Origin of the sequence: Bradyrhizobium elkanii USDA 76 (genome assembly GCF_023278185.1) — a bacterium.
GTDB lineage: Bacteria > Pseudomonadota > Alphaproteobacteria > Rhizobiales > Xanthobacteraceae > Bradyrhizobium > Bradyrhizobium elkanii.
The window spans coordinates 4,024,889-4,044,226 of sequence record NZ_CP066356.1 but is presented as its reverse complement, the minus strand read 5'-3'; the positions used below and the strand labels follow the sequence as shown (position 1 = coordinate 4,044,226).

General features: G+C 64.6%; 23 protein-coding genes and 1 tRNA gene. 13 read left to right on the top strand and 11 right to left on the bottom strand.

What is annotated here, in order from left to right; translation table 11 throughout:
* Positions 1–205 precede the first annotated feature (205 nt).
* The 4 genes from JEY66_RS19610 (at position 206) to JEY66_RS19595 (ending at position 2,578) form a co-directional block, all read left to right on the top strand.
* A complete protein-coding gene (locus tag JEY66_RS19610) occupies positions 206–445 on the top strand; it encodes a hypothetical protein (RefSeq protein ID WP_129965113.1) in 240 nt (79 codons plus the stop codon).
* A 49-nt stretch (positions 446–494) separates the two neighbouring features.
* A complete protein-coding gene (locus JEY66_RS19605) occupies positions 495–704 on the top strand; it encodes a hypothetical protein (RefSeq protein ID WP_018272217.1) in 210 nt (69 codons plus the stop codon).
* Positions 705–1,133: 429 nt separating this feature from the next.
* Positions 1,134–1,322: a hypothetical protein gene (locus tag JEY66_RS19600; protein WP_018272218.1), complete on the top strand. Its 189-nt coding sequence runs from the start codon at positions 1,134–1,136 to the stop codon at positions 1,320–1,322.
* 449 nt (positions 1,323–1,771) lie between these two features.
* Positions 1,772–2,578: a site-specific integrase gene (locus JEY66_RS19595; RefSeq protein ID WP_248887620.1), complete on the top strand. Its 807-nt coding sequence runs from the start codon at positions 1,772–1,774 to the stop codon at positions 2,576–2,578.
* Positions 2,579–2,635: 57 nt separating this feature from the next.
* On the opposite strand, the gene JEY66_RS19590 is transcribed toward JEY66_RS19595, so the two are convergent.
* A tRNA-Gly gene (locus tag JEY66_RS19590) sits at positions 2,636–2,709 on the bottom strand.
* A 271-nt stretch (positions 2,710–2,980) separates the two neighbouring features.
* Entirely contained in the window at positions 2,981–3,181 is a 201-nt protein-coding gene (locus JEY66_RS19585) for a hypothetical protein (RefSeq protein ID WP_026192920.1), read from the bottom strand.
* Positions 3,182–3,202: 21 nt separating this feature from the next.
* Here JEY66_RS19585 and JEY66_RS19580 point away from each other — a divergent pair, with 21 nt between their 5' ends.
* A complete protein-coding gene (locus tag JEY66_RS19580) occupies positions 3,203–3,589 on the top strand; it encodes a YciI family protein (protein WP_018272221.1) in 387 nt (128 codons plus the stop codon).
* 73 nt (positions 3,590–3,662) lie between these two features.
* Here the strand turns inward: JEY66_RS19580 and JEY66_RS19575 are convergent, their stop codons facing one another.
* Both JEY66_RS19575 and JEY66_RS19570 read right to left on the bottom strand, forming a co-directional pair.
* A complete protein-coding gene (locus tag JEY66_RS19575) occupies positions 3,663–4,085 on the bottom strand; it encodes a hypothetical protein (RefSeq protein ID WP_018272222.1) in 423 nt (140 codons plus the stop codon).
* A 71-nt stretch (positions 4,086–4,156) separates the two neighbouring features.
* Positions 4,157–4,954, bottom strand: a complete 798-nt coding sequence (locus JEY66_RS19570) for a lytic murein transglycosylase (protein ID WP_018272223.1) — start codon at positions 4,952–4,954, stop codon at positions 4,157–4,159.
* Between the two features lie 354 nt (positions 4,955–5,308).
* Here JEY66_RS19570 and JEY66_RS19565 point away from each other — a divergent pair, with 354 nt between their 5' ends.
* Positions 5,309–5,539: a hypothetical protein gene (locus JEY66_RS19565; protein WP_244620813.1), complete on the top strand. Its 231-nt coding sequence runs from the start codon at positions 5,309–5,311 to the stop codon at positions 5,537–5,539.
* Between the two features lie 190 nt (positions 5,540–5,729).
* Here the strand turns inward: JEY66_RS19565 and JEY66_RS19560 are convergent, their stop codons facing one another.
* Positions 5,730–5,957, bottom strand: a complete 228-nt coding sequence (locus JEY66_RS19560; RefSeq protein ID WP_016843397.1) for a hypothetical protein — start codon at positions 5,955–5,957, stop codon at positions 5,730–5,732.
* A 60-nt stretch (positions 5,958–6,017) separates the two neighbouring features.
* The gene (locus JEY66_RS19555; protein WP_018272224.1) at positions 6,018–6,314 is read right to left on the bottom strand and encodes a hypothetical protein; all 297 of its coding nucleotides are present in this window, start codon (positions 6,312–6,314) and stop codon (positions 6,018–6,020) included.
* Between the two features lie 322 nt (positions 6,315–6,636).
* Here JEY66_RS19555 and JEY66_RS19550 point away from each other — a divergent pair, with 322 nt between their 5' ends.
* The 3 genes from JEY66_RS19550 to JEY66_RS19540 all read left to right on the top strand — a co-directional run bounded on the left by JEY66_RS19550 (position 6,637) and on the right by JEY66_RS19540 (position 9,616).
* Complete coding sequence (locus JEY66_RS19550) at positions 6,637–7,047, top strand: NUDIX hydrolase (RefSeq protein WP_016843395.1); 411 nt, start codon at positions 6,637–6,639, stop codon at positions 7,045–7,047.
* 850 nt (positions 7,048–7,897) lie between these two features.
* Positions 7,898–9,211: a chloride channel protein gene (locus tag JEY66_RS19545; RefSeq protein WP_018272225.1), complete on the top strand. Its 1,314-nt coding sequence runs from the start codon at positions 7,898–7,900 to the stop codon at positions 9,209–9,211.
* Between the two features lie 204 nt (positions 9,212–9,415).
* Positions 9,416–9,616 (top strand): hypothetical protein, encoded by a 201-nt coding sequence (locus tag JEY66_RS19540; RefSeq protein WP_041482667.1) that lies wholly within the window; start codon positions 9,416–9,418, stop codon positions 9,614–9,616.
* 79 nt (positions 9,617–9,695) lie between these two features.
* Here the strand turns inward: JEY66_RS19540 and JEY66_RS19535 are convergent, their stop codons facing one another.
* Positions 9,696–10,886 (bottom strand): adenylate/guanylate cyclase domain-containing protein, encoded by a 1,191-nt coding sequence (locus JEY66_RS19535; protein ID WP_016843392.1) that lies wholly within the window; start codon positions 10,884–10,886, stop codon positions 9,696–9,698.
* 92 nt (positions 10,887–10,978) lie between these two features.
* On the opposite strand from JEY66_RS19535, the gene JEY66_RS19530 reads away from it, so the two are divergent.
* Positions 10,979–11,179: an autotransporter gene (locus tag JEY66_RS19530; RefSeq protein ID WP_145972847.1), complete on the top strand. Its 201-nt coding sequence runs from the start codon at positions 10,979–10,981 to the stop codon at positions 11,177–11,179.
* Between the two features lie 191 nt (positions 11,180–11,370).
* Here the strand turns inward: JEY66_RS19530 and JEY66_RS19525 are convergent, their stop codons facing one another.
* Together JEY66_RS19525 and JEY66_RS19520 are read right to left on the bottom strand one after the other, a co-directional pair.
* Positions 11,371–12,615 (bottom strand): metal-dependent hydrolase family protein, encoded by a 1,245-nt coding sequence (locus tag JEY66_RS19525; protein ID WP_018272228.1) that lies wholly within the window; start codon positions 12,613–12,615, stop codon positions 11,371–11,373.
* Between the two features lie 22 nt (positions 12,616–12,637).
* A complete protein-coding gene (locus JEY66_RS19520; protein ID WP_026192923.1) occupies positions 12,638–13,993 on the bottom strand; it encodes an MFS transporter in 1,356 nt (451 codons plus the stop codon).
* 119 nt (positions 13,994–14,112) lie between these two features.
* On the opposite strand from JEY66_RS19520, the gene JEY66_RS19515 reads away from it, so the two are divergent.
* Complete coding sequence (locus JEY66_RS19515; protein ID WP_018272230.1) at positions 14,113–15,039, top strand: LysR family transcriptional regulator; 927 nt, start codon at positions 14,113–14,115, stop codon at positions 15,037–15,039.
* A 22-nt stretch (positions 15,040–15,061) separates the two neighbouring features.
* On the opposite strand, the gene JEY66_RS19510 is transcribed toward JEY66_RS19515, so the two are convergent.
* Positions 15,062–16,522, bottom strand: a complete 1,461-nt coding sequence (locus JEY66_RS19510) for a purine-cytosine permease family protein (RefSeq protein ID WP_018272231.1) — start codon at positions 16,520–16,522, stop codon at positions 15,062–15,064.
* Between the two features lie 296 nt (positions 16,523–16,818).
* On the opposite strand from JEY66_RS19510, the gene JEY66_RS19505 reads away from it, so the two are divergent.
* Both JEY66_RS19505 and JEY66_RS19500 read left to right on the top strand, forming a co-directional pair.
* On the top strand, positions 16,819–17,490 hold the full coding sequence (locus JEY66_RS19505; RefSeq protein ID WP_018272232.1) for an FMN-dependent NADH-azoreductase: 672 nt from the start codon (positions 16,819–16,821) through the stop codon (positions 17,488–17,490).
* A 36-nt stretch (positions 17,491–17,526) separates the two neighbouring features.
* Positions 17,527–18,411: a polysaccharide deacetylase family protein gene (locus JEY66_RS19500; RefSeq protein WP_018272233.1), complete on the top strand. Its 885-nt coding sequence runs from the start codon at positions 17,527–17,529 to the stop codon at positions 18,409–18,411.
* Here JEY66_RS19500 and JEY66_RS19495 read toward each other — a convergent pair.
* Positions 18,392–19,321 (bottom strand): LysR substrate-binding domain-containing protein, encoded by a 930-nt coding sequence (locus JEY66_RS19495; RefSeq protein WP_016843384.1) that lies wholly within the window; start codon positions 19,319–19,321, stop codon positions 18,392–18,394. The two genes, JEY66_RS19500 and JEY66_RS19495, sit on opposite strands and share 20 nt — an antisense overlap.
* Positions 19,322–19,338: the final 17 nt, after the last annotated feature.

The following is a 19,338-nucleotide window of genomic DNA, read 5'->3' as shown; positions in this document are numbered from 1 at the left end:
TGCAGCGTGCGTTCGTTGGGGGCTTGAGCGGAACAAGACATCGCGACAAAAAGAAAACGGCCGAGCTGTGAACTCGGCCGTTTGAAACACAAGGGGGACGATCCCTTGCGTAGTCTCTTCAAGCGAGACTCGTGATGCCACATACGGCGCGCCTTATCAAGCGTTGTGGTTGTCGTCCCCTTCAACGCGGAGAAGGAGCGACAAAGTGACGATCGTGCAGCACACTTTCACCAGCAACTATACCGTCATCGGTAACGCCTGCTTCAATGACGCGCGCTTGAGCTTCGAAGCGCTGGCGATCTTCACCTATCGTTTCGCGTCAACGGAGGCACGCGCACTCCGTTGCCAAACGATCCGACGTCGCCGGAATTCCGTGCGGCTTATTCGCGGGCACTTGTCGATGCTGCGGCCGCAGAGAGCGATGCGGACGACTGGTCAGAGTTAGAGCGTTTTCACGCTGTGCAACGAGTCGCGCGAGCAAAGGGAGTTGCAACTTGAGTGAGCCGGTAACGATCGAACGTCTCGAACGCGCGCTCGCGATTGTAGCGTATTGCATTACAAAGCACGGCGACTATCTGGTGCCAATTTTCGAGCGGCTGGAGCGCGAGTTGGCGGCAATGCGCGAGGCCCAGGACACCGTGAGGCGCGCCAAGCGCCTGCTCGAAACTTACCATAGTCCATGCCTCGCGCTCGCCGCAGGATGAGTTGGTCATCAGGTGTTCACAGCACCGCGGCCCAACCATGCCGGTTCCACAGCAGGTGAGCAGAGGAGGCCCCGGAGATGATCCGGGGCCTCCTTCATTTTTGCGACTCCCGGCGAAACCGCGATCCACGGCATTGCTGGAAGTTTTCAACAGAAAGTGATGGCGCGCCAAAAATCGAAATGTGAAGACAAGTTTTTGATTTTGCTGCACCCGGATTCATCCAAACTCGTGCGAGTTTGTACGTGTAAAATTCCGATTGACCGCCGGGGGCTCTTATCGACTGATCGCGATCGAGATTTCCCTGTGACCAACGGGGTACGCGCGACGTCCGATCCCGAATTTCCATTGGGGCCTCGGTTTCGCGAGAAGTAGCGAACCACGGCGCGTGTGGCTTGGTCGGCCGAGCGCCCCAATGGAGACCATCTAGCCATGTCGCGCGGCGCGCATTCCTTCAAGCAGGGCGACCTCACCAAGGCGATGAAAGCCGCGGCGAAGTCTGGCGTGAAGGATTGGCGCATAGAGATCGTTCCGGGCAAGATCATCGTGCTCCCCGCTGCGCCGGCCAGCGCACCTGACACCCAGGATGAAACCTCTGCGGACCTCCGGAAGCTGCTATGAGGCCGCCCCGCTCCGCACTGCCGCTTCCCCGTTACGTCGAACGCAAACGAACTGGCGCCGGATGGGCGCATTTCTTCCATGTGCCGACGTGGGCGAAACGTGCCGGCTGTCCGTTGCATAGCGAGGCTCTTGGTCTCGACTATGCCGCTGCGGTGAAGCGCGCCGAAGAGATTTTGCTACCTGCGTTTGACGCGTGGCGGACCGGCGACACCAGCACTGCGACCACGACAACACCAGCGATCGCGGCTGCCGGAACGCTCGATTGGGTGTTCGCCGAGTACCGCGCCGATCGCCGCTTCACAAAGCTCGATCCAAAGTCGAGGCGGAATCACGAGGTCGGATTCAAGCTTGTCGGCGGTTATGTCCTGAAGGATGGGAAGCGCCTCGGCGAAAAGCGCATTGTCTCGATCGATACGGCGCTAACCGATGACCTGTACGAAAAGCTACTGGTGCTCAAGGTCAAGGATAGCGCTGGCAACATCGTCGAGCGCGAGCGGCGCACCACCGTGAACCACGCTATGAAATCCTGCCGCCGCGCCTGGAACGTGTGCGCGCGCCGCAATCCCGGACGACTGCCGATCGTCAATCCGTTCGCCAGGATGGGGCTACGTTCGTCAGATCGCGAGACACCGACTGCGACCTACGAAGAATTGGTCGCCTTCAGGATCAAGGCTGGCGAAATGAACCTTCATTCGCTGGCCACTGCCTCCCTAATCGCCTGGGAGTGGCTGCAGCGCGAGACCGACATCTTCGCAACGTTCGATGCATCTCACTATCGCCCGAAGGACCGCCCTGATCTGGTTTGCGTGATCGATGAGAAGACCGGGTCCGAAAGCTGGATTCCGCTCTTTGACGAGATCGGTGTGCCGCTCTATCCGGAGCTGATGGCGGAGCTCGACGCGATCAAGCGCGAGCGAATCGGCGGCCTCATGCTGGTACGGGATTGGGGAAACCGCGGACCCTGGCCAACATGGCCGAAGCCTGACATGCCGGACTTCACTCACATGAGTCGGAAGGTGAAAGAGGTGGTGCGCGCTGCCGGCCTACGCGACGAGCTGTCGTTCACGTCGTTCCGCCACGGTGGCTTGACGGAGACCGGCGACGCAGAACTCACCGATCGCGAGATCCTCGCACAAAGCCGGCACACCACGGTGAAGGTGCTTCCGCGCTACGTCAAACGCACCCAGAAGCAGATTGCAACCGGCACGAAAAAGCGACGCGCCGCGCGAACGAAGGGCGGACATTTGTCCGAATGAGCAACAGCGTGCCTGTCCGAATGGACAGAAGGAGAGCCGGTAAGTGACTGAAATTATTGGAGCGGGTGAAGGGAATCGAACCCTCGTATTCAGCTTGGAAGGCTGCTGCTCTACCATTGAGCTACACCCGCATCTCGCGTTCACCTAACACGGCCGGGCGGCGGCCTCAACTGCCCCGGCGTGCGTTCTGATTCTCCGTAAAGGAAACCATTTCGGCACAATCCGGCCGGTTTCCTGGCGCGGCCGGGCCGGCTTGCGGCCTTAACAGCGGCGGATTTGGCGCCTATATTCGAAGTCCCATCAACAAAGAAAGGAGGTGATCTAGTGTCTTGTCTCAAGCGCTGTCACCTCGCTGGGATCGCCCGCTAGGACCTGAGCAATCAGCCTGGCATCGGGGCGCTCTCAGCCCTGGACCAGCGAGACATCAAAATCGGGGGCGCGGCGGAAGCTCATCCGCCGCGCCTTTTTGCTGTTTTGGCCTGCGCGATTCGCCGCCGCCATGCCGGCCGCCGGGATACCTTGTCGCAGCACAGAAACCGTGCGATCCGCTCCGGATGAAATGTCGGCTCGGATCGCCGCGAGACGTCCTTGGACCTGGCGCATCAGAAATAAGGAGCACATCAGATGCTTTATGCCATCCTGGCCTATCACGTCGAAGCCGAGGTCAAGTCGTGGAGCGCCGAGGAGGACGCTGCCGTGATGACGGGTCTGCGCGAGGTCCATCAACGGCTGAAGGGCAAGCTCGGCCCGGCTGCGCGGCTCGGCGATACCCGCAACGCCAGCACGCTGCGTGGGCCCGGCCACGGCATGGTGATCGACGGGCCGTTCTCCGAGACCAAGGAGCAATTGCTCGGCTTCTACGTGATCGATTGCGCCGATGAGGCGGAGGCGATCGCCGCGGCGCGCGACCTGCGCAGCGTCAACCCGTCGGCGGTCTACGAGATCCGCGCGCTGAAGCTCTACATCCCGGGCGCGCCGTTTCCGGAGACCGCGGGCCCGCGCGACGCGTGAGCATGATCCCCGCGCAAACGCCTCTGGCGTTTGTCGCGAGGGAAAACCGCTTCGCACTTTTCCGGATCGTGCCTTAGCGGCTGGAGCGTTTCGGCAACTTCGGAAGCTTGCTGGGGTCGAACTTCGGCAGCGGCAGATCCGGCGGCGGCTCGGGTGCCACCTCCTGGCTCGGAATCAGCGTCACCTCGAAGGCGAGATCGGGCACGGCGTCCGCCCTGCCCGTGCAGGTCGCGATCGCGCCGGTCCAGATGCCCTCGAGCCGCACCACGAGGTCGTCGGTGCCGAACACGGTCGTGCCGTCCCTGGAGTGCCGCTGCGTGGTGAGCACGGCGGAGAAGCGCTCGCCGTCGACCTCATAGGTGCCGCTGTAGAGCATGACCGCGTCGCTGCCCCACAGCCTGCCATCGGCGACGTGCACGATGCCGGTGCCGTCCGCAAGCGACGTTCGAAACCACGCCGCGTAGGTGCCGTTCTTGAGCATGGAGCCGGTCTCCATCTGCTCCCGTTTCACAGCGCACGATCTGGCACCGTTGCGTTAACAGGCGATGAAGGAACTCGCGCCTGCGCTCATTGGCCGTCGATCTGCCGCCCCATGATGGCGATCGCCTTCTGGTAGACGCCTGCCGCGTTCCACGCCTCGATCGCGGCAAAGTTGGGTTCCCCGGGCTGATAGCCGGCGCCGGCGCGCCAGCCATGGGCGCGCAGGAAGTTCGCCGTCGAGCTCAGCGCGTTGGCCGCGACGTCGAGATTGCCGGTGCCGTAGGCGAGGACGTTCTTCGGCATGAACTGGGTCTGGCCGATCTCGCCATGCATCGAGCCGCGCGTGCTTCCGGACAAAGTGCCGCGGTCGATGAGCTTCAGCGCCGCATAGAGCTGGTCGGTGAAGAACTCCGGACGGCGGCAGTCATAGGCAAGCGTTGCGATCGAGGACAGCATGTTCTGGTTGCCGCGCTGGCTGCCAAAGCCGCTCTCCATGCCCCAGATCGCGATCAACGGTCCCGGCGGCACGCCATAGCGCTGCTGGATCGAGGCGAACAGCGCCGCCTGCGACTGCTTCAGCGATCGGCCGCGCGCCACGATGGTCGCAGATCCGCGCTTGGCCATGAACTGCTCGAGCGACAGGCCGAAGCTGCGCTGGCCGCGATCCGCGGCAATCGTCGCACTGGCATAATGGGTTTGCATCAGCGCGGCGATCGCGGTGGCGCCGATGCCCTTGGCGCTCGCCTCGCCCGAGAACTGCTGCTTCCAGGCTTCGAACCCGCCGGGCCCGTTGCCGCACTGCGCCGCGTTCGCCTCAGCCCCCAGCGTTGCAACCATCACGACGATGGCGAGTGCCGACGTCGCAACCTGCCAGCCCCTGATCATCCGAAACTCCTCCGCAAATGTGCCGCCGCCCTCGCGGGCGCGGCGCTGACGATGGCCGGATGGACATGACCCGGCGATGAACGATCCACCTCAGATTCGGCCGCGAACCGTCACGATATGTCGCCGGCAGCGGATTGGCCATCCCGGCCGCCTCAGGCAGGCCGGGACATTTGGCCCCTGCGCCCGGAAGGCGTCATGCGCCGGGCATGACGCCGAACACGGCGTGCGCGACGATGCGTGGCGATGCAGATCGCGCGTCAGATCAGCGAAATCCGGTGGTGAAAGGTCTGCGATGTAGTAGGTTCTCCGTGGGGACGGCGGCCCCGCTGTCCTCCAACTTGGGAGGCGATGGCTATGATGAAGGCCCCGTCACTTCTAGCGGTCCTGCCCGTTATCGGCGCCCTGTCGATGTCGACGGGCCACGCCGCATCCACATGCTCCACGAGCAATTTCGGCATCTCTGCGGTACCGTGCGGCAAGCGCTATGCGGTCAGCTACGAAGCCTGCCGGAAATACGTGATCGAGCATGGCGCATCGGCCGCTGAATCCTGGTGGTACTGCACCAGTCAAGGCTACACGAAATAGCCGGCATTTCCCGGGAAAGGTCTTTCGCCGCCGAGGACAGCGCGTTGAGCTGCCGCGGCGCCGAACGCGTATGCCTGCCGATCAGCGTGTTAGAGCCTTTTCCGTTCCGATTGAATCGGAACGGGCTCTGGATTTTTGTCTTGACGCGTTTTCTTGACGCGAACCGGTATCCACTTCGCTGGAAAACGCTCTAGGGCACGTCGCCTCGCCTCACCGGGCCGACGGTCTGCGGCCGGTTGAGGAAGAACTCGCGGTTGCCGAGCGCGGCCTCGGCATACTGGTCAATCGCCACGATGATCGCCTGCACGTGGTGAAAGCACCAGCCTTCCCGCGTCGCCATGTGCCGGACCTCGGCCAGCGCCTTGATCCAGGGCGCGTGATCATCGCTGTCGTGGAAATACCGAAGCGGCTCTCTCATCTTTCCTCCGACACATCACGTCTTGCAGCTCGGCGTACAGCCGCCGCATTCCAAGCGCCGTCATGCACGCGCTTCGCCGACGGCCAGCTCTCGCTTCGCCGGGCGAATGAAGGCCGGCGTCGCGGCGCGACGGCGCGGTGCAACGCCCGCATGCACGATGATCGGATCGCGGTCGCCCAGGACCTCCCGCTCCTCGACCAGGCGGCTCATGACCAGCCGCATCTTCAAGAGGTCCCCGGCGACGAAGGCGCAGTCCTCATCGCGGTTGATCTGCTGGCGCATGATGGCTTCGGCCTCGAGCATGCTGACGCGCAGCGCCCTGATCTGCCTGCGAATTTCGCTGATGCGGTTGTCCATGACGTCCTCCAATTCCCGGTGGAGGCAATTAGAACAAAACAAGAACATTGAGTCAAGCAGTGAAAGCCGGCCGTCATGGGTATCGTCATCACGACGCAACCGGCTGAGTTCAGGTCACCGGCCGTAACAGCTTTCACGAATTCAATGTGAGGTGCCGGATACAAGCGAGATCAGGAAGCCACGGCCGACCGCGCGCAGCAAAGATCGCAGCCGTCAAAGACAAACAGCCGACACACGACTGTGGAACAATGCGGCTTCGAACTTGTCTACACAAATAGACAAGTTAAAATGGGTCGATTCTCTTTCGATCATTGCGCAGCAGATGCCCAAGTCTTCACTGCCCAAGTCCTCCAAGCTGGTAGCCGCGAAGCGCGGCAAGGTTCTTCTGGTTAGACGCCGATCCGACGGGCTGTGGATGTTCCCCGGCGGGCGCAGGCGCGCGCGCGAGACAGGGAAGGACTGCCTCAAGCGCGAAATCAAGGAGGAGTTGCCGAAGCTCAAGCTCGGCAGGCTCAGCCTGTGGAAGGAAGTGACGGCCAGGAACAAGCGTTCGGGCCGCAGGATGAGCGACGCGATCTTCATCGCCAAGAACGCCAAGGGCCGACTGGCGATCGGCGACAAGAAGGAGATCGACCGCGCCGCCTGGCAGAAGCCGCGCGGCCTTCGCCTGACGCCGACCTCCCGCTACATCCGCGACCGGCTGTTTCCGAGAAAGCAGCGGCGCCGGAGATAGGCGCACGATCGACCGCGCCCGCATCGCAGCGCGCGCAGGGTTTTCTTTCGGCTCTCGCGCAGACCACCAGTTCCACCGCAGGAACACCGTACTGATCCGGATTTCTGGAAAGATAGGACGGTCGTAATACCAATCCTGCCGGCGTTACCGTTCTTTGCAGAGCATTTTTCACGACTGAGTTTTTACAGACCTATTGTGACCGGCAGAAAGGGGCCGCCGATGCGACGGCCCTTTTCGATTCAGTGCCCGTGTCATTTGGGCGGCATCAATCCCGGTGAATTTGCCTTACCCATCTCAGTATCAGGCAGAATGAGGCCGCCAACCGGCGGCCTCCTTGTTGAGCGGCCCCAGCAACCTATGGGGGCCTGGGAGGGCAGGCGCTGGGGCCATCTACCGGCCCGGGTAGCGCGGGTCGGGCCAGGTGAGCGTCCATCAAATGAACAGAGCAACGGCAACCATTGCGATTGGGCACAGTCCCAACACGACGATGCCCGCTCGAACAATCACTTCGGACATGACACGCGCCCTTCAATGGGACGCTCAAAATACGCCGCGGCGGAAGCCGCGCAAAGTGCAGTTTGTGCCAGTTTTTCCGCGTCCCTCAATCATGCGTCACCGCAGGGAAAGAACGCGCCAAAGCGGAGTCGTTCGGACACCAAAACTCACGCGTGAGCCTCCCGGAGATCGCCGAAGATTGAGGCCTCAGGCGGTACGGATTTCGGCCCTGGAGTTTGGCGGCTTCGCCGGCACACCGTGCTGATTTCTTGAGCTTCGCATACCGCCGACGCGTGCTAGGAATGACGTGATCCGCTTCGTATCGGACCACGACATGAGCTAAGAATTCGTCAGAATGACTTTCCCCTCCAACCGCCAGAGGCGGCTGTTCAGACTGGTCTCCGCGCGCTGGCAGCGCCGGGCCCTGTTCTTGCTGGGCGGCATTGCGGTCGGTGCGGCGGCCGTCGCCCTCGCACAACTCGCGGATCTGGCGCAGATCGCATTTGGCGCAGTGGTATCCCATTTCCAATATGCCTCGCTGATGCTGACGCCGGCCGGGTTCGCGCTGTCGGTGTTTCTGACCAACCGCTTCTTTCAGAACGCGCAAGGCAGTGGGATCCCGCAGGCGATCGCTGCACGTCATCTGACCGACCAGACCGCGCGCGAAAGCCTGGTTTCGCTGCGCGTTGCGGCCGGCAAGATCCTGCTGACCCTGTTCGGCCTGTTGTGTGGCGCGTCGGTCGGGCGCGAGGGACCGACGGTGCAGATCGGCGCCTCGATCATGTTTGCGCTCGGCCGCTTCTCGCCGCGGCGCCAACCCGGCCTGATCCTTGCCGGCGCGGCCGCAGGTGTTGCGGCCGCCTTCAACACCCCGCTGGCCGGGATCGTGTTCGGCATCGAGGAAATGAGCCGAGCCTTCGAGACGAGAACCAGCAGCCTGATCATCGGCGCGGTGATCGCTGCCGGCCTGACCTCGCTCGCGCTGATGGGCAACTACACGTATTTCGGCACCAGCGCGACGGCCCTGCGCAACGGCACCGACTGGCTCGCGGTCCCGCTCTGCGGCGTTGCCGGAGGTCTTGCGGGCGGCCTGTTCAGTCGCATCCTGATCGCAATGGCACGCGGATTTGCCAATCCGGCCGGACGCGCGATCAAGAATTATCCAACCGGCTTTGCCGCAATCTGCGGATTTGCGGCCGCGATTTGCGGGATTGCGTCCGACGGCGCGATCTATGGCACGGGATATCAGCAGGTCAAATCCGCGCTCGAAGCCGGAGCACAATTGCCGGCGAGCTTCAGCGTCTGGAAATTCCTGGCGACCACGTTCGCCTCGATCAGCGGCATGCCGGGCGGTATCTTCGCGCCCTCGCTCGCGGTCGGTGCCGGGCTCGGCTCCAACATCGCGCCGCTGTTTCACGGCGCGCCGCTGCCGGCCATCATGCTGCTCGGCATGGTCTCCTATTTCGCCGGCGTGGTTCAGGCACCGATCACCGCCTTCGTGATCGTCACCGAGATGACCGACAATCACGCGATGGTCGTGCCCTTGATGGCCGCGGCCCTGATTGCGCACGCGAGCTCGCGCCTGATCTGCAAGGAAGGCGTCTATCACGCCCTCGCCAAGGGCTTCGTCGAGCGCGCTGCGCCGGCGCAGCAGATCACCTCGATCTGAATTCCCAGTGCCCGAATGATTCGCGCGATCCGGCGTTCCGGAAGATAACGCGCGTGAATCCAGGTTAAATAAACTTCGCCTGGAACAAACGGAATGTTTCAGTGACTCTTGATGCGTGAACGAAGTTCCGGGGTTCCTCGGGGAGCGGACTTGTCGCGGCGACGTTGGTCTATGGGCAGTCCCCGAGAAAAGGGGGGAGGCGCCATGATCGAGAACGTCATGACCAACCCCGCCTATTGGCGAGACCGAGCCGCCAGGACACGTGCCAAGGCGGAGTTGTTCAGATACCAAAACTCACGCGCGAACCTTCTGAAGATCGCCGAAGAGTACGATCGTCTGGCCAACTATGCCGAGCAGCAATTGCTGCGCGCACCGACGCTGAGGCTCTCCGGCCAATCTCCTTAGCGGCAGGAGCCTTCTGGAGATCGGGCCATCTCGGCCGGTGCGTGCGCCGCACGTCACGCCGCTTTCGGCCAAACGAGCCTCAGCCGCGATATGCAAACAGCTCGATCGGCTCGCTGAAACCGCGCACCGAATGCTCGCCGACATGCTCGAGCGCGAAATCGTGCGAGACCAGATCGGCGAAGGCGCGCGACAGCAGCACGTTTCGTCCCAATTGCTTGGTCAGAGCCTCGAGCCGCGAGGCCATGTTCACCGCGGGGCCGATCACCGTGAAGTCGAGCCGGCTGCGCGATCCGATATTGCCGTACATGACGTCGCCGACATGGACGCCGATGCCGTAATTCATCGGCGCGCGGCCCATCATGCTGTTCTTTTCGCTCAGCGCCGCCATCGCCTGCCGCGCCTCGGACACCGCATGCAGCAGGTTGGCGCAGGCCCTGGGATCGCTGAGCGGGAAAATCGCAAGCAGACCGTCGCCGATGAATTTCAGGATTTCCCCGCCGTGCCGCGCGATCGGCTCCGACATCGCGTCGAAATAGTCGTTGAGGAGATCGATGACGTCGTCGCGCGGCCAGGAATCCGAGATCCGCGTGAAGTCCCTGAGGTCGCAGATCATGATCGCGGCGCGGACCGTGGTGCCGCTGCCCCGCCTCGTCGCACCCGCCAGGATCATCTCGCCGGCATGGGTGCCGACATAGGTCTCGAGCAGCGTCCGCGCCAGGCGGTTCTTCATCCGGATTTCGCTGACCAGCGCCAGCACCGGCAGCACCTTGCGCAGCTCGGCGATGTCAGCGTCATCGAAACCGCCGGACCGGTCGGTCGCGAATGTCACGACATGCCGCTTGCCGAGCGTATGCAGCAGCGGCCACGCCACATAGTCGGTCAGGCCTTGCGCGCGCATCTCGTCAAAGAGCGCATGCGTGCGGCCAGGCGCCCGTTCGAGCCGCTCGCGTACCTCGCCGGCGCCCTGGTGGATTTCGTAGACCGGGCTACCGATATATTCCGAGCGCTCCCTGACCTCGTAGTCGACCCGCGTGATCTCGGCCTCGCGCTTGCCGTCGCCCCAGATGATCCGGGCGCCGAGCCATTGCGGATGCTGGATCAGGAGATTCATCGTCGCCCGCTTGAGGGGGATACCCGTTTGCTGGAGCCGGACGCACAGCTCGGCGAAGATATTGTCGATGAAGCGCTCGTCGCGGGTCTCGTTGGTCAGCCAGGCCACCACGTCGTCGCCCGATTGCGGCGTGACGGACTCGATGTTGGGGGCGTTCATGGCTTGCTCCGGAGCGGCGGGTGGGATCGGCACGCGATATGTCGTGCTTCCGCCCGGCAACGTCAACGCTGCCAGCGGTATTGTGATCGGGCGTGCCGGCTGGTCAGGGCGTGCCATGCCGGCCTGCCCGCGCCAGCGACCGGCTCTGGGGCTCGATCGGCGGCGGCGGCAGCTACAGCTGGGCGGGCGGCCGCTACACCGTGTTCGGCGAAGCCACCTACCGCGCCAGCCTGCAGGATGCCGGCGACAACCACAGCTACAAGGGCACCGCCGGCCTCCGCGTGGTGTGGTGAAGGACGCTTCACCACGCCCCGCGTGCGGGGGCGAGACGAACGAAGCTGCATGATTTCTGAATAATGGAATAATGCCGCTGAGTTGCCCGACGAGTCAAGCTGCCGTGTTCGCCGGCAGCCGCCGGCTCCTTTGCATGGGGTTGTTTTCGATATTTTGGCCGTGCCCCCCTTCGGCGGCAGGTTAGCGCACCCTACCCGCCCAGCCGGTCGACCTCGGCCTTGCCGGCCTTCATCACCAGCGGGATGTGCTCGCCCTGGCCGAGCAGGCACGTCACGTCGCGCAGCGGGTTGCCCTCGACCACCAAGAGATCGGCGAAGGCCTCCGGCGCGATGCGGCCGAGCTTGCCTTCCATGCCGAGCACCTCGGCACCGATGATGGTCGCGCTGGCGATCACCGCCTGAGGGCCGAGCAGCTCGGCGCGGATCCGGAATTCGTCGCTTTGCAGCCGCTGCGACGGCCCGAGCAGGTCGGTGCCGAACCCCATTTTCACGCCGGCCTCGCGATAGATCGCAAGCGAGCGCAGGCCGGCATCGCGCACGTCGGCGATCTTGGCGACGCTCGCCGCCGGCAGGCCGTATTTCGCGCCCTCATTGGCCAGCGCCTCATAGGTGACCAGCGTCGGCACCACATAAGCGCCCTGCTCGGCCATCAGGCGCGCGGTCGGCAGATCGATCAGATTGCCGTGCTCGATGGTGCGCACGCCGCAGCGTATTGCCCGCTCGATCGCCTCCGCGGTGTAGGCGTGCGCCAGCACATAGGTGTGCCGCGCCCTCGCCTCGGCGACGATGGCGCGGATCTCGTCCTCGGAATAGCCGTAGGCGCCGATCGGATCGGTCGGCGACGCGACGCCGCCGGACGCCATGATCTTGATCTGGTCGGCGCCCATCTGCAGCTCCTCGCGCACCGCCTTGCGCACCGCTTCGACGCCGTCGACGACGCGCGCGATCGCGCCGACCCGCACGCAGCAGGAGCAGGTCGGGTCGGCCAGATAGTCCGAGCGGGCCCGCCCGTCGCCGTGACCGCCGGTCTGGCTGAGCGCGCGGCCGGAGACGAACAGCCTGGGACCGTCGGTGAGACCGGTGTCGATCGCCTGCTTCAGCGCATAGCCGGCGCCGCCGGCATCGCGGACGGTGGTGAAGCCGCGCTTCAGCATGCCACGCAGCAGCATGGTCGACCGCAGCGTCACCAGCACGTTGGCCATCCGCGCCTGCTGCGACAAATCGAGCTCGACGGCAACCGCATGCACATGCAGGTCGATCAGGCCGGGCATCAGGGTCTTGCCCTTGAGGTCGATGACCCGATCGGCGGAAGCCTCGATCGGCCTGTCCGACACCTCCTTGATCAGGCGATCCTCGACCAGCACGTGGTGGCCTTCGAGCAGATCGGACCGCAGCGGATCGAGCAGCGCGGCATTCTTGAAGAGGATAGTGGACATGATCGTCTCCCGGCCTGCGTGATCACGCAGCCTTGCTTGCGATGTCTTCCAGCGACCGGCCGCGCGTCGGCACGCCCATCAGCACGACGGTCAGCGCGCCGATCAGGAGCACCGACGTGGTGACGCCGAACACGCCGGCAAAGCCGAAATTCGGATAGAGGTAGCCGACCAGGATCGGCGCCACGATCGCGCCGATGCGGCCGATCGCGGATGCGAGCCCGGCCCCCGTGGTCCGGATCGATGTCGGAAACACTTCGGCCGTGTAGGCATAGACGCCCGCATAGGTGCCGTTCATGAAGAACGACAGCAGCAGGCCGGCCGTCATGATCTCCGCATCGCTCTTGGCAAAGGCGAGCCCGAGCGCGCTGGCGCCGCCGAGCAGCATATAGGTCGCAATCGTCGCCTGCCGTCCGATCCGTTCATTGAAGAAGGCGGCGGTGAAATAGCCCGGCACCTGCGCGCAATACATCGCGAGCGAATAGCCGAAACTCTTGGTAATGCTCATGCCGTTCTGCACCAAAAGGCCGGGAATCCAGACGAAGAAGGAATAGTAGCTGAACGTGATCGACAGCCACATGATCCACGTCATGGTGGTGATGCGCGCCTGCCGGCCGGCGAGCAGCGCGGCGAAATTGCTCAGCAGCGTTCCCGACGATGCGGCGGGCGCGGCCGGCTCGGCGACCGGCGACGGCAGCGCGCGGCCCTCGCGCGCGAAGCCGGCCTCGATCCTGTCGAGCACCGCTTCGGCCTCTTTCGCCCTTCCGCGGCTTTCCAGCCAGCGCGGCGATTCCGGCAGCGACCTCCGCCACCACAGCAGCATCACGACAGGTACGGCCGTGATGACGAGCACGATGCGCCAGCCGTTCTCGTAGGCGGGCACGATGAAATAGCCGAGCAAGGCTGCGGCGACGAAGCCGAACGAGAAGAAGCCCGCCAGCGCGCCAGTGAAGGCGCCGCGATAGCGCCGCGCCACGAACTCCGCGAGGTACGGCGCGATGATCGCGCTCTCCGCACCGGTGCCCATGCCGGCGACGACGCGCGCGGCAAAGAACGCCGGCCAGCTGTCCACCGCGGCGCTGACCAGCGAGGCCGCGCTGTAGAGCGCGAGCGCCGACATCATCACCGCGCGGCGGCCGATCAGGTCACCCAGCGTCCCCGCGAGCAGCGCGCCGAACAAATAGCCGACGAAGGTGCTAGAGCCGAGCACGCCGGTCTCGACATTGGTCAGCCCCCAGGCGGTGCGCAGCACCGGCAGGATGAACGCCAGCACCGCGGCATCCATCGCGTCGAACAGATAGCCGAGGCCGCCCATCAGCAGCAGGTGCACATGGAACCGCGCGAACGGCAGGCGCTCGATGCGCGCCGAGATCATCGACATGAAAGTCCCCCCTCGCCCCGCGGCCGGCACGCGCCACAGGGTCAGCCGGGGAATGATAGACAAACCGATATTATCCGAATAATTTATAATCGTTATCTAGCACATCACCATTGTGAATATTGCTCGTGTCCTTCCGCACGCTCGACCTCAACCTGCTGAAAGTCTTCGAGGCGCTGATGACCGAGGGCAGCGTCACGCGCGCTGCCAGCGCGCTGACCATGACGCAGCCCGCGGTCAGCAACGCGCTCGCGCGGCTGCGCGACGCACTCGGCGATCCGCTGTTCGTGCGCACCGCGAGCGGGATCCGCCCGACGCAGCGCGCCGTGGCGCTGTGGCAGCCGATCGGCGATGCCCTGGAACATGTCCGCCACGCGCTCGACGAGGACGCCTTCGATCCACGACAGACCCAGGCCGAATTCATCCTGTCGATGTCGGATTACGTGTCTTCGCTGGTGATGCCGCGGCTGCTCAACCGCTTCAGCGAAGTGGCGCCGTCCGCGCGCATCCACACCGTGCCCAACACCATCCTGGAGATCGGCGACCGGCTCGAGGACAATCGGGTCGATTGCGTGCTGAGCGTCTATGTCAACGAGGCGCAGCAGCCGCCGGCGGTGATCCGCTCCCGCTCGCTGTGGACCGTCGAGTACGCCTGCATGATGCGGCGCGACCATCCGCTGGCCAGGCAGAAGCGGCTCAACACCCGGAGCTTCCTTGCCGCCAAGCATGTCGATGTCAGCCTCGCCGGCAAGACGCTGCCGACCTATGACCAGTTTCTCGCCTCGCGCGGGCTGTCGCGCAATCTGGTCGCGACCGTCAACCACTACAACGCCGCCTACGAGATCGTGCGCCAGTCCGACCTGATCGCCGTGCTGCCGCGCGATCTCAGCGCTCAGTCCCGCCACGCGCCCCATCTGCACGCCATGCCGGTGCCGCTGCCGGCGCCGCCGCGCATCGTCAGCCTGTTCTGGCACCAGCGCAACGACACCGTTCCCGCGCAACGCTGGCTGCGCGAGACGCTGGTGGAGATGTTCGCAAGGATGGAGTGAACTGGCGCAAGGCGTACCCCCGTCAGGTCGACGTCGGCGCGGGCTCGATCGACGCGGCGTCCGTGGCCGGCGATCGGACGCTCCGCGGCAGCGGGCGCCCAAACAGCCGATGCAGCGCAAGGTAGCTCGCCATTGCCACGCCGATGCCGGTCAGCCACGACAGGTCGACCCCGCCGGTTGCGAGCGCCAGCGGGCCTTGCATGGCCTTGATCGTGCCCATCTGGAACGCCCACGCCGCTGCGAACCCGGCCGCAAAGGCGATCAGCCCGGCCCAGTTGAAATCGCGATCCCGACCCGGCTCCTCGTACAGCGAGGCGACGTCGATGCGGCCGCGTCGCACCAGATAGAAGTCTGCGAGCGTGACGCCGGCCCATGGGCTGATCCAGACGATCAGGGCGACCATGAAGTTGTCGAAGGCGTGTGCAAAATCGCCCGACTGCAGGAAGGCGTACAGGATCGCGGAGGCGATCAGGCCTGACATCACCGAGATCACCCAGCGCGGCCGCCGCAGATCGAGCGCGAGCGACGACAGCGCCGCCGAATAGATCACGACGATGTTGGTCGCGATCGGGCCATGCAGCAGCACCAGCAGCACCGGCAGCGCCATCGCACCGAATGCTGCGATGATCAGTTTCGACGGATCGGAGCCGGCACCGGCGGATGCAATGGCAGCACCGAGGAAAGCAAGCCAGACCGTGGGCAGGAACATGCCGAGGAATGTCGCCCGAAACACCTTGGCGCCACTGAGCGAGGGCCTGGTGAAGCGCGTATAATCGGAGGCATACGTCAGCCACGAGATGCCCCAGCCGATGCCGATCGCGGTCATCAGTTGCGTCGCCGCCGCGAATGCCGGCATGCCGGTGACGGTTGCCGACTGCCACTTGATATCGACGCGGAAGAAGGCGAGCGCGGTCATGACGGCCATGATCAGCAGAATGACCGGCATGGTGTAGCGCTCGAACACCTTGATGGCATTGAAGCCCCAGGCGGCGATGGCGATCTGGAACAGCATCACCAGCACTGCGATCGCGTATTTGAGCTCGACGCCGCCGCCAATCCCCATCCGCTCGAGCGCCGCCATGCAGAGGTCGAGCACGATCCAGGTGTTGATCGCGACCCACCCCATCGGCATCAGCACCTGCGCCAGTGCCGGCAGATAGGCGCCGCGGCGGCCGAACGCCAGCCGGCCCAGCACCATCTGCGGCACGCCGGTGCGATGCCCCATCAGGCAGAAGGCGGCGAACAGCGCCGCGCCGAACAGATTGCCGACAACGATGACGGCAAGCGTTTGCAGCAGGCTGAGGCCGAGTTGGATGCCGAGCGCGCCCAGCACCCAGTTGATCGGCGCGATGTTCGCACCGGTCCAGATCCAGAACTGATCGAACGATGACGAGGTGCGGTGCGCCGCCGGCACCGGTTCAATTCCGTGGGCATCGAAGCCGGCCTCATCCTGCGCCGGAAGCTGTGTCTGCTTGAGCAACATGTTTCCCCCCTTTGTCCGGCGCATTAGTTTGGGCCGGGATGGGGTATCTGAGCAGCAGGCAGCGTTGAGGCGATAATGAGAAATCCTCAAGCCGGGTTGAGGCGGCATCGAGAGTGAAGTTTGCGCGCTGAATAGCCACAGATCGCAGTGCGATCACGCTCGCACTCCGCGTTGCCATGGCGCGCTGCTTCACTGTTGAGATTCTCTCAACTCGGCTGCCGGATTCGTCAATCACGCCGGAGGTGGCATTTGGTCATTGTGGAGCGACGCATTGCCCCAATCAGCCGAGGCCAGGGATGACGACACTTCTGCATATCGATGCCAGCCCGCGCGGCGACCGTTCGGTCAGCCGGAAGCTTTCCAGATCGTTCGTCGAGCAGTGGCTGACGCACGAGCCCGGCGCCACGGTCATCTCGCGCGACGTCGGCCGCGACCCGCCGCCGCTGATCACGGAGGCGTGGGTGGCCGCGGCCTTCACCGCGCCCGGCGACCGCACCGCAGAGCAGCACGACGAACTTCGTCTCTCCGACGAACTGATCGACGAGCTCGAACGCGCCAATGTGATCGTGATCGGGGCGCCGATGCACAATTACGGCATGCCGGCGGCCTTGAAGTCGTGGTTCGACAAGGTGATCCGCATCGACAAGACCTTCAGCTTCGATCTCGCACGCGGCGACTTTCCGCTCGAACCGGTCCTGCGCGGCAAGACGCTTGTGGTGCTCAGCTCGCGCGGCGAATTCGGCTTCGGCCCCGGCGGGGTGCGCGAGACCATGAACCATCTGGAGACCCACATCTTCACCTGCGCCCACTATCTCGGAGTGCAGGAGAGCCATCTGATCGCGGTCGACTACCAGGAGTTCAACGACGAGCGCTACCGGCGATCGGTTGCCGACGCCTTCGCCGCGATCCCGGTGCTGGTCCGGCAGTGTCTTGGAATCGACGGGCCTGTTAATGTCGCCGCGGAATGATGCGCCGCTGCCTGCCGGCTGCATGAGGATGATCCGATGATAACGAATCCCATCCCCTGGCCGAACGGCGCGCGCTGCGCCTGCGCGATCACCTTCGACGTCGACGCCGACAGCCTCATTCATATCGCGCGGCCGAAGGACTCCTTCGACCGGCTCTACCCGATCACGATGGGACGATACGGGCCGACCGTCGGCGTGCCGCGCATCCTCGAGACTTATCGCCGCCTCGGCCTGAAGCAATCGTTCTTCATGCCGGCCTGGACCATGCAGCGCTATCCGGATGCGGTGGAAGCGATCCTTGAAGCGGGTCACGAGATCGGCCATCACGGCTACATCCACGAGGACCCGACGGAGATTTCCTCGGCGCAGCAGCGCGAGGCCTTCGAGCGCGCGCTTGCCATCCATGTCGCGATGACCGGGCGGAAGCCGCGCGGCTACCGCGCGCCGGTCTACAATGCCAACCAGAGCACGATCGATCTCCTGATCGAGCACGGCTTCGTCTACGATTCGTCGCTGATGGCCGACGACATCCCGTACCAGATGCGCACCACGCGCGGATCGCTCTACGAGATGCCACCGCACTGGGGATCGGACGATTGGCCGCCCTTCGCCCATTACGCGGAGATCGGCTACATGATGCCGGTCAAATCGCCGAGCGACGGCCTTGCCGCCTCGTTCGAGGAGTTCGAAGCCGCCTATGAGGCCGGCGGATTCTGGATGGGGATCTGGCACCCGTTCCTGACCGGCCGGCTCGCCCGCTGGCGCGTGGTCGAGCGCTGGCTCGAGCGGGTCGTCGCCGACCGCAAGGTGTGGTTCGCATCGCTCGAGGAGATCGCCGCGCATCTCGACGGCCTGGTCAAGGCAGGCACCTACCAGGTCCGTGTCGAGACCCTGCCCTACTTCACGCAGCCCGTGTCATGACCTGTCGGGGAGCCGCCCGAAATGCGGCGGCTTCCCCGCGCAGCCAGTCGATGAATGCCGTCACCGATTTGCGCCGGGCAGCGCCCGGCGCATCGACGAGACGATAGGCAAAGCCCGCAAGCGCGGGACCGTCGAGCCGGCGCAGCGTGCCCTGCCGCAATTGCTCGTCGACCAGCGCATCGCTGCACAATAGCGGTCCGAGCCCGCGCTCGGCGGCATGCAGCGCCAGCGGCTCCTCGCTGTACCAGGAGATGCGGAAGTCCCGGCCGGGATCGTGATCGGCCTTCGCGAGCCAGGCCGACCACGCCGGCGAATCCAGCGCGGCGTTCTTCCAGCGGAACGCCAGCAGCGAGCGCGAACGGACGTCGTCAATGGCGAGACGGGCACCGGGCGGACAGATCGTGCTTGCCGCAACCGCAATGTAGCGATCGCTGAACAGCACCGATGTCTCGCCGGCGCGATCCGCGCGTCCGTAGCGGATCGCCAGATCGACGCCGTCGGTGCCCGGTGTGCGCACCTCCTCGGTCGCATCGATGTGGACCACGACCGATGGGAACGCCGCGTTGAAGCGCGCGAGCCGCGGCATCAGCCAGCGCTCGGCGAAGGCGCGCGTGGTCGATACGGTGATCGCATCGCCATCGGCCGGCGGCCTGATCGCCGCGAAGGCGCTCGCCATGCGGTCGAAACCGTCGCGCAGCATCGGAAACAGCGCATGGCCCTCCGCCGTCAGCACGACCGCGCGGCCGGAGCGTTCGAACAGTCTGTGGCCGAGGATCGCTTCGAGTTGCCGGACCTGGTGGCTGATCGCCGTCACGGTGACACAGAGCTCATTGGCGGCGGCAGTGAAGCTCTCGTGGCGCGCCGCGGCTTCGAACGCGCGGACGGCATTGAGCGGCGGCAGCTTGCGCATGATCGGTTCTCCGCGCT